General features: G+C 73.3%; 5 protein-coding genes. 3 read left to right on the top strand and 2 right to left on the bottom strand.

Translation table 11 applies throughout. The annotated features are described in order from the left end of the window. The first annotated feature begins 319 nt into the window (after window positions 1-319). The gene (locus tag ABZ281_RS26905) at window positions 320-2,755 is read left to right on the top strand and encodes a right-handed parallel beta-helix repeat-containing protein (protein ID WP_356659471.1); all 2,436 of its coding nucleotides are present in this window, start codon (window positions 320-322) and stop codon (window positions 2,753-2,755) included. Window positions 2,756-2,767: 12 nt separating this feature from the next. Here ABZ281_RS26905 and ABZ281_RS26900 read toward each other — a convergent pair whose 3' ends face one another. Further along, window positions 2,768-5,167, bottom strand: coding sequence for a hypothetical protein (locus ABZ281_RS26900; protein WP_356659469.1), 2,400 nt, complete (start codon window positions 5,165-5,167; stop codon window positions 2,768-2,770). Window positions 5,168-5,457: 290 nt separating this feature from the next. Between ABZ281_RS26900 and ABZ281_RS26895 the strand changes: the two genes are divergently transcribed. Both ABZ281_RS26895 and ABZ281_RS26890 read left to right on the top strand, forming a co-directional pair. After that, the gene (locus ABZ281_RS26895) at window positions 5,458-6,288 is read left to right on the top strand and encodes a DeoR/GlpR family DNA-binding transcription regulator (RefSeq protein WP_356659467.1); all 831 of its coding nucleotides are present in this window, start codon (window positions 5,458-5,460) and stop codon (window positions 6,286-6,288) included. 61 nt (window positions 6,289-6,349) lie between these two features. Continuing rightward, entirely contained in the window at window positions 6,350-6,817 is a 468-nt protein-coding gene (locus ABZ281_RS26890; RefSeq protein WP_356659465.1) for an SRPBCC family protein, read from the top strand. Between the two features lie 44 nt (window positions 6,818-6,861). On the opposite strand, the gene ABZ281_RS26885 is transcribed toward ABZ281_RS26890, so the two are convergent. Further along, on the bottom strand, window positions 6,862-7,986 hold the full coding sequence (locus tag ABZ281_RS26885; RefSeq protein ID WP_356659463.1) for a PLP-dependent cysteine synthase family protein: 1,125 nt from the start codon (window positions 7,984-7,986) through the stop codon (window positions 6,862-6,864). Window positions 7,987-8,302 lie beyond the last annotated feature (316 nt).

Below are 8,302 nucleotides of genomic sequence, written 5' to 3'. Positions count from 1 at the left end.
TGGCGCATGGTCCGCCGCCGGTACGCCCGTTGGGACCAGGCATGGGACAAGGCGGGCCCGGACTGGGGCAGGACGGGCACCGGCAGCTGACCGCCTTCCGGCTCTGGTCAACCCACCACCCGCGCGCACGCTACGGTGGTCCGGCCGAACCGTTCGGCACAACCCGCGCGCGAGCGAGCCTCAGGGACGCGCCGGTGTCGATGCCGCGTGCGCGCCCAGGCCCGAAGGGCCGGGCTCGGTCGCGGTCGCGACCCCGGGCTGGAGCGCCCCGACGGCGGACGAGCCATCAGTACGACCGAGGTGGGGGCACAGCTACACCATGGCACAGGGCACGGTCCAGGTGACGCACACCGGCACGTCGCGGTGGCGGCGCCGCACGGGTGAGTACCCATCGCTCGCCGCAGCCCTGGAGGCCGCGGCCGACGGAGACGTCCTCACCGTCGCGCCCGGCACCTACCGGGAGAACCTCGTCCTGCAGCGCGCGGTGACCCTGCGCGGTCCCGAGGGCTCCCCCGGCTCGGTACGGATCGCGCCCCTGGACGGTGTGCCGCTCACCGTGCGTGCCTCGGCGGTGGTGCAGGACCTGCACGTGGAGGGCCAGGACGCGGCCGCCCCCGCGGTGCTGGTGGAGGAGGGCACCCCGGAGCTGCGGGACGTGCGGGTCGTGACGCGGTCGGCGGCCGGCATCGAGGTGCGCGGCAGCGCCCGGCCCACGGTTCGGCGCTGCGCGGTCGACAACCCGGCGGGCATCGGCATCGCCGTACTCGACGGCGCGGGCGGGGTGTTCGAGGAGTGCGAGGTCGTCGCGGCCGGCCAGGCGGGCGTGGCGGTGCGCGGCGGTGCCCATCCCCGCCTGGAGCGCTGCCGGGTGCACCACACCTCGGGCTCTGGCCTGTCGGCGACCGGGGAGAACTCCGCGCTGGAGGCGGTGGGCTGCGAGATCTACGAAGTCCGGGGCAGCGGTGTGCAGATCACCGGCCGGGCCACCGCGCACCTCACCGACTGCGACGTGCACCGCACGACGGCCGACGGGGTCACACTCGACACGGACGCCGTGCTGACGCTCGCCGACTGCCGGATCCACGACATCCCGGAGAACGCGGTCGACCTGCGCTCCCGTTCCGTCCTGACGCTCACACGCACCACCGTGCGCCAGTTCGGGCGCAACGGCCTGTCGGTGTGGGACCCGGGCACCCGCGTCGACGCCAACCAGTGCGAGATCTTCGACAGCACGGGCGACTATCCGGCGGTGTGGGTCAGTGACGGCGCGACCGCCGTCCTGGACTCGTGCCGGGTGCACGACGTGCCGGACGCGCTGTTCGTGCTCGACCGCGGCTCGCGCGCCGACGTCGTCGACACCGACCTGTCGCAGGTGCGCAACACGGCCGTGTCGGTGAGCGACGGCGCGACCGCGCAGCTCGACGACTGCCGCATCCGGGACGCGGCGACGGGCGCCTGGTTCCGCGACCACGGCAGCGGCGGCACGCTCAGCAACTGCACGGTGGACGGCACCCAGACCGGCGTGATCGTCACCAAGGGCGCCGACCCCACCGTGGAGCGCTGCACGATCGAGTCCCCCGCGGAGGCCGGTGTCTACGTCTCGGCGGGCGGCCGGGGCAGCTTCCTGAACTGCCGGGTCACGGGCAGCGGCGGTTACGGCTTCCATGTGATCGACGGCAGCCGTACGACGCTGCGGAAGTGCCGCACGGAGCGGTGCGCGCGCGGGGGTTACGAGTTCGCGGACAGCGGCGCGGACGCCGCGTCCGGAGCGAGCCCGCTCCTCGAGGACTGCACGAGCGACGAGAGCGCGGGGCTGCGTGCGCCCGCCGCGCCGGAGACCGCCGTGCAGACGGTGAGTCACTCCCCCGGTCTGCTGGGCGGGGTTCCGGGCCAGCGCGCCGAACCGGAGCCTGCGGCGCCGGTCACCGAGCCCGAGCAGTCGGCCCGCTCCTCCAAGGATGTCCTCGGTGAACTCGACGCGCTGGTGGGCCTGGAGAGCGTCAAGCGCGAGGTGCGCGCGCTCACCGACATGATCGAGGTCGGCAGGCGCCGGCAGCAGGCCGGCCTGAAGGCGGCCTCGGTCAAGCGGCACCTGGTCTTCACCGGCTCCCCCGGCACCGGCAAGACCACGGTCGCGCGGCTCTACGGCGAGATCCTCGCCTCCCTCGGTGTGCTGGACAAGGGCCACCTGGTGGAGGTGTCCCGGGTCGACCTGGTCGGCGAGCACATCGGCTCGACGGCGATCCGCACCCAGGAGGCCTTCGAGAAGGCGCGGGGCGGCGTGTTGTTCATCGACGAGGCGTACGCGCTGTCCCCGGAGGACGCGGGCCGCGACTTCGGCAAGGAGGCCATCGACACGCTGGTGAAGCTGATGGAGGACCACCGGGACGCGGTCGTGGTGATCGTCGCGGGCTACACGGCCGAGATGGAGCGATTCCTGTCCGTCAACCCGGGTGTGGCGTCCCGCTTCTCGCGGACCATCACGTTCAGCGACTACGGCCCCGAGGACCTGCTGCGGATCGTCGAGCAGCAGGCCGACGAGCACGAGTACCGGCTGGCGCCGGGCGCGGCGGAGGGCCTGCGGAAGTACTTCACGGTGCTCCCCAAGGGCCCGGCGTTCGGCAACGGCCGTACCGCACGGCAGACCTTCGAGGCCATGGTCGAGCGGCACGCGAGCCGGGTCGCCCAGCTTCCGGAGCCGAGCACCGACGACCTGACGCTGCTCTACGCCGAGGATCTGCCCGAGTTGCTCTGAGGATGCGGCCGCCTACGCGGCGGGCGGCTCGGGCTCGTGTCGTGGCGCAGGCACGTCCGGCGCCTTCGGTTCCTCCGGGGCCTCTGGTCCCCGGGGGACGTCCGGTCCCTCCGGGGCCGTCGGCCGCAGTCGGGCCAGCAGCTTGCGGCGTTCCTCGGCGAAGGCCGGGTCGGCCTGGTAGTCGGAGTGTCCGAGGATCGGCGCGGGCAGCGGCAGGAGCGCGGTGCGGCCGTAGGCAAGGGGGTCCATCAGCGGGGCGTGGTCGACTTCCGCGCCGGGCAGGCGCATCGGGCCGCCGATGGGGTCGGTGAGCCGGTAGAGGTTGCGCCAGCAGTCGACGTCCCGGTGCAGCGAACCGAGCGCGTCCGGCCCGAAGTGCGCCGGGAACCAGCGGCCGTAGAGGCGCTCCAGTGGGGAGCCGTAGGTCAGCAGCGCGACCCGTTTACGGGCGGACGGGGCGAGTTGCCAGGCCGCGGCGGCGGCGAGCACGCTGCCCTGCGAGTGCCCGGAGATGACCAGCCGTCCGCCGGTCGCGCGGGTCCAGGTCGCCATCCGCCAGGTCAGGTCGGGCACCGCGCGCTCGGCGTAGCAGGGCGGGGCGAAGGGGTGGGAGGCGCGGGGCCAGAAGGTGCCGACGTCCCACAGGATGCCGATGGTGCGGCGGGCGGCGGCGTCCTTGTAGGCGCGCCGGCCCCAGGTGACGAAGAGTATGAAGCCGAGGCCGATCAGCCAGGAGCCGAGGGCCTGTGCGGTCTCGGCGGCGCCGTGCACGACGGGGTAGGTGCCCTGCGCGGCCTCGCCCGGGGTCTCGTCGGTGGCGAGGGCGCCCACGAGGGCTGCGGCGCCGAGCAGCAGGGTGACGCCGGAGGTGACGGCGACGACCCGGGGTCCTCGGTCGGTGAGGGAGGCCATCGCGCGGGTGTAGGCGATACGCCGGGTGCGGGCGCGGTCCTGAGCCTCGTCCGGGTAGTCGAGTGCCACCGCGACGCGCTCGGCGCGGGCGAGCTGCCAGGCGCGATGGGCCAGCCAGCCGAACAGCCCCAGCAGCACGACGAGCAGCGGCGGGATCACGGACGCCTGCCAGGTCAGCAGCACCGGCGGGCCGTCGATCGACGCCCCGGTGCCGTCCAGCCAGTCGGCCACGCGCTGGGACACGCCGCCGGACATCACTCCGCCCAGGGCGCAGGCCAGCATCGCCACGGCGGGCCCGCCCAGGCCCCGCAGCACCGCCCGCCGGTCGGGGTCGGTGCGGTGCAGGACGTACGCCACGACGCCGAGGACGATCACGAGCAGGCCCTGCACCAGCGCGATCCCGCCGAAGGTCATGTCACCCGGCAGCCGGCCGTCCGACGTCCACCCCGGGCGCTCCCAGCCGGCGTACAGCAGGGCGAGGGCGAGGAGGACGAGTGCGGTGAGCGGCAGGCGCCATACGAAACGCTCGTCGAGTGTGCGGTCCAGGCGCTTCTCGCTGCGGCCGCGGCGGCACACCACCCACACCACGGCGACCGCGCAGGCCGCGAGGGCCGCTTCGAGCATCAGCCCCAGGTGGTCGAGTACGGCGGAGCCGCCGGAGCGTCGGTCGTGGCGGGCGGCGGCACTGCCGACCGCGGCGGCGACCGTGATCAGGCCGGCGGCGGTGTGCGCGGCACGCAGCCGGGCCACCAGCCGGCGCCCGTACCAGAAGCCGGGCCGGCCGAGTGCGGTCGGTCCATTCTCACCTTCGGGCTCGGGGGCCCGCTCGATGGGCTGCTGGGACTCGTAGTCGCTCCACGTGCGTCGGGACAGGTACCACAGCAGGACGGTCAGGGCGGTGGGCACGGCGGCGGCGAGGGCGAGCCTGCGGCCGGGGGCGCTCCACCAGCCGCCGTCCGAGACGGTGGGTGAGAGGAAACCCAGCCAGGAGTGGCGGTCCGCGCACGCGACGCTGCCCGCGCACTGCCAGGCCGCCAGGTCGAGCGCGACCTCGCACGCCGCTGCGACGAGCAGCACCGTCAGCGTGAGCCCCGCGAGCCGCACCAGGAGCCCGTACAGACGCACGGTGCGGCGGCGGCCGTGGGCGGTGGGGCGCATCCAGTGGGCGAGGTTGACGACCATGAACGGCAGGAGCAGCAGCCACAGGGCACGGGTGCCGTTGCCGGAGGTGAGGTTGCACCAGACGTAGGCCTCGGGCACCGGTCCGTCGCGGCGGCGGTCGTCCGGGCTGTGCTCGGCGTCGACGTCGTCGGCGCGCCGGAAGACGGCCGCGGTGTGGTCGCCGGTGATCCGCACCGTCCGCGGGTCGTTCAGCATCTCCTGCGGCGTGGTGCCGCCCACGCCGTGGACCAGGAGTTCCAGGGCGGTTCCCGTCTCGCCGGGCCGCGCGGCGGGACCGTCCGGTCCGCCGGTCGAGGTCTGTCCCTGTGCTCGTTCCACTGATTCGCACGTCCCCCGTGACACGCCGTCGGCTCCGTCTGTGCGGGCACAAGGATTTCCACTTCCGCGGCGCCCCACACCTCCTGTCACGGAATCTCCCCGATCCGTGATGATGGGAGCGCGGAGATGAGCCAACGGTGGCATGTGCGCGACGAGCGGGCGCGGTGACGCTCTCCGGTCCGCGACATGCGAGGATGGGACGTCCTCGCACCGGAGCCGGGAAGAATGTCCTCGTCGGAGCCGGTGCAAGGTGTGTCGGACGGCATTGAGGCGAAAGGACCGGAGCGTACGTGAGCGAGAATCAGAACCTCCTCGCGGAGCAGCGGCGATCCCTGATCCTCGACGAGGTCCGCCGCCGGGGTGGTGTTCGGGTCAACGAGCTGACCCGCAAGCTCGGTGTGTCGGACATGACCGTCCGCCGCGACCTCGACGCGCTCGCCCGCCAGGGCGTGCTGGAGAAGGTGCACGGCGGCGCGGTACCGCTGGTCGAGGCGAGTACGCACGAACCGGGCTTCGAGGCCAAGTCCGGCCTGGAGCTGAACGCCAAGGAGGACATCGCACGCGCCGCGGCCAAGCTGGTCGCACCGGGCGCGGCGATCGCCCTGTCGGGCGGTACGACGACCTTCGCGCTGGCGCACCAGCTGCTGGACGTCCCGGACCTCACGGTGGTCACCAACTCGGTGCGGGTCGCCGACGTGTTCCATGCGGCGCAGCGCACCTCGGGCCCGCGGCAGGGCGCGGCCACGGTCGTGCTGACGGGCGGGGTGCGCACACCCTCCGATTCGCTGGTGGGGCCGGTGGCCGACCAGGCCATTGCGGCGCTCCACTTCGACCTGCTGTTCCTCGGGGTGCATGGCATATCGGTCGAGGCCGGTCTGTCGACGCCGAACCTCGCGGAGGCCGAGACGAACCGGCGGCTCGTGCAGTCGGCCCGCCGCGTGGTCGTGGTCGCGGACCACACCAAGTGGGGCAAGGTTGGCTTGAGTTCGTTCGCCTCGCTGGAACGGATCGACACGCTCGTGACGGACGCCGGCCTGCCGGACGAGGCGCGCGGGGTGGTCACGGAGCATCTGCGGCGGCTGGTGGTGGCCGGGGAGCCCGGGGACGACGCAGACATCTGACGGGGCGCCAGCTAGGGTGACGCCTCCGGCATCACCCGCTCCCGCCCAGGAGGCCGCGTCCATGGCTCGTCGACTGCGCCCGGTGGAGCTCGACTTCGTCGAGACCGCGCCCGTCCGGCACGTCTTCGAACGGGAGGTGGCCGCTCCGGTGGCGGCGGTATACGGCGCACTCGAGGACGTGCCCGGCTGGGCCGAGTGGTTCCCGCAGGTGTCGGCCGCCCGCCCGGTCGATGCCGGTGCGGGGCGCGACATCACGCTCACCGGTGGCATCCGGTTCCGGGAGTCGGTCATCGCGGCGAAGGCACCCGAGGTCTACGCCTACCGCATCGACGTCACCAACATGCCGGGCGTGCGGGCGATGGCCGAGGAGTGGCGGCTCGCGCCGGCCGGCACCGGCACCCGGCTGCGGTGGACGTTCGCCACCGACGGGACGGCCGCGTACCGGCTGGCCCTGAAGGTGGCGCGCGGGGGCCAGGCGCGCGCGTTCCGGGACGCCGTGCGGGCGCTGGACCGGCGGCTTGCGGCCTGAGGGGCCGGCTGCAGCCGACCCGGTGTTCACGTCGGGCCGGTGCTTCAGTCGGGCCAGACGCCCGTCTTCAGGAGCGAGTCGATCGCGGCCGTGTAGGGCTTTATGTCGAGTCCCTGCGCGGCCAGCCAGGCGTCCGAGTAGTACTTGTCGAGATACCGGTCCCCCGGGTCGCACAGCAGGGTCACGACGCTGCCCTGCCGGCCCTCGGACACCATCTCGGCGACGATCTTCAGCGCGCTCCACAGCCCGGTGCCGGTCGAGCCGCCGGCCTTGCGTCCGATGGCGCGTTCCAGGGCTCGTACGGCGGCGACGCTCGCCGCGTCGGGCACTTTCATCATCCGGTCGATCGCACCGGGCACGAAGCTCGGTTCCATGCGGGGCCGGCCGATGCCCTCGATACGGGAGCCGCAGTCGCAGGTGACGTCCGGATCGCCGGTGGTCCAGCCCTCGAAGAAGCATGAGTTCTCGGGGTCGGCCACGCAGACGCGGGTGTCGTACTGCATGTAGTGGACGTAGCGCGCGAGGGTCGCGGAGGTGCCGCCGGTGCCCGCCGTGGCGACGATCCACGCCGGCTCGGGAAACCGCTCCAGGCGCAGCTGGCGGAAGATGGACTCGGCGATGTTGTTGTTGCCGCGCCAGTCCGTGGCCCGTTCGGCGTAGGTGAACTGGTCCATGTAGTGGCCGCCGGTCTCGGCCGCGAGGCGGGCGGACTCCTCGTACATCGTGCGGGGGTCGTCCACGAAGTGGCAGCGGCCGGAGTGGAACTCGATGAGGCGGATCTTCTCGGCGCTCGTCGTGCGCGGCATGACGGCGATGAAGGGCACGCCGATCAGCTTCGCGAAGTACGCCTCGGAGACTGCCGTCGAGCCGCTGGAGGCCTCGATGACGGGCCGGTCCGGCCGGATCCAGCCATTGCAGAGCCCGTAGAGGAAGAGGGAGCGGGCGAGGCGGTGCTTGAGGCTGCCGGTGGGGTGGGTCGACTCGTCCTTCAGATAGAGGTCGATGCCCCACCGCTCCGGCAGGGGGAACTGCAGCAGGTGGGTGTCGGCCGAGCGGTTGGCGTCCGCCTGGACTCTGCGGACGGCTTCTTTGAGCCAGGCCCGGTAGGCGGCGTCGCTGTGGTCGACGTCGAGGGTCACGCCGGTCCGGGTCTGCTGGGGAGTGCTCACGGGGCTCCTAACGCTGCGCGCCGACGACGCGTCGCGCAGCCGACACCTCCGATCATAGACACCCGGCGCACGCTTCTCACCTGCATAAACGCATCTTTGAGCCCCCCAAAGCGCCCCCAGGGGCAGGACCCGGGGCAAGGGGGCGCGCGGTCCCGGGGGCGCATTCGCGAGTGTGCTGCGGGCGCCCCCCGGCAGGGGGCCCGCGGGCACTGGTGCTCGGCGCCGGGCGGGGGCAGACTGCACGGCGGGACCAAGGCCCCGGACGGGGTGAGCGCAGGGCACGTCCGCCTCCCGGAGCAGGCTTCCGGGCACCGGC

The organism is Streptomyces sp. NPDC006265 (assembly GCF_040613555.1).
GTDB lineage: Bacteria > Actinomycetota > Actinomycetes > Streptomycetales > Streptomycetaceae > Streptomyces.
This window is presented reverse-complemented; position numbering and strand designations above follow the sequence as displayed.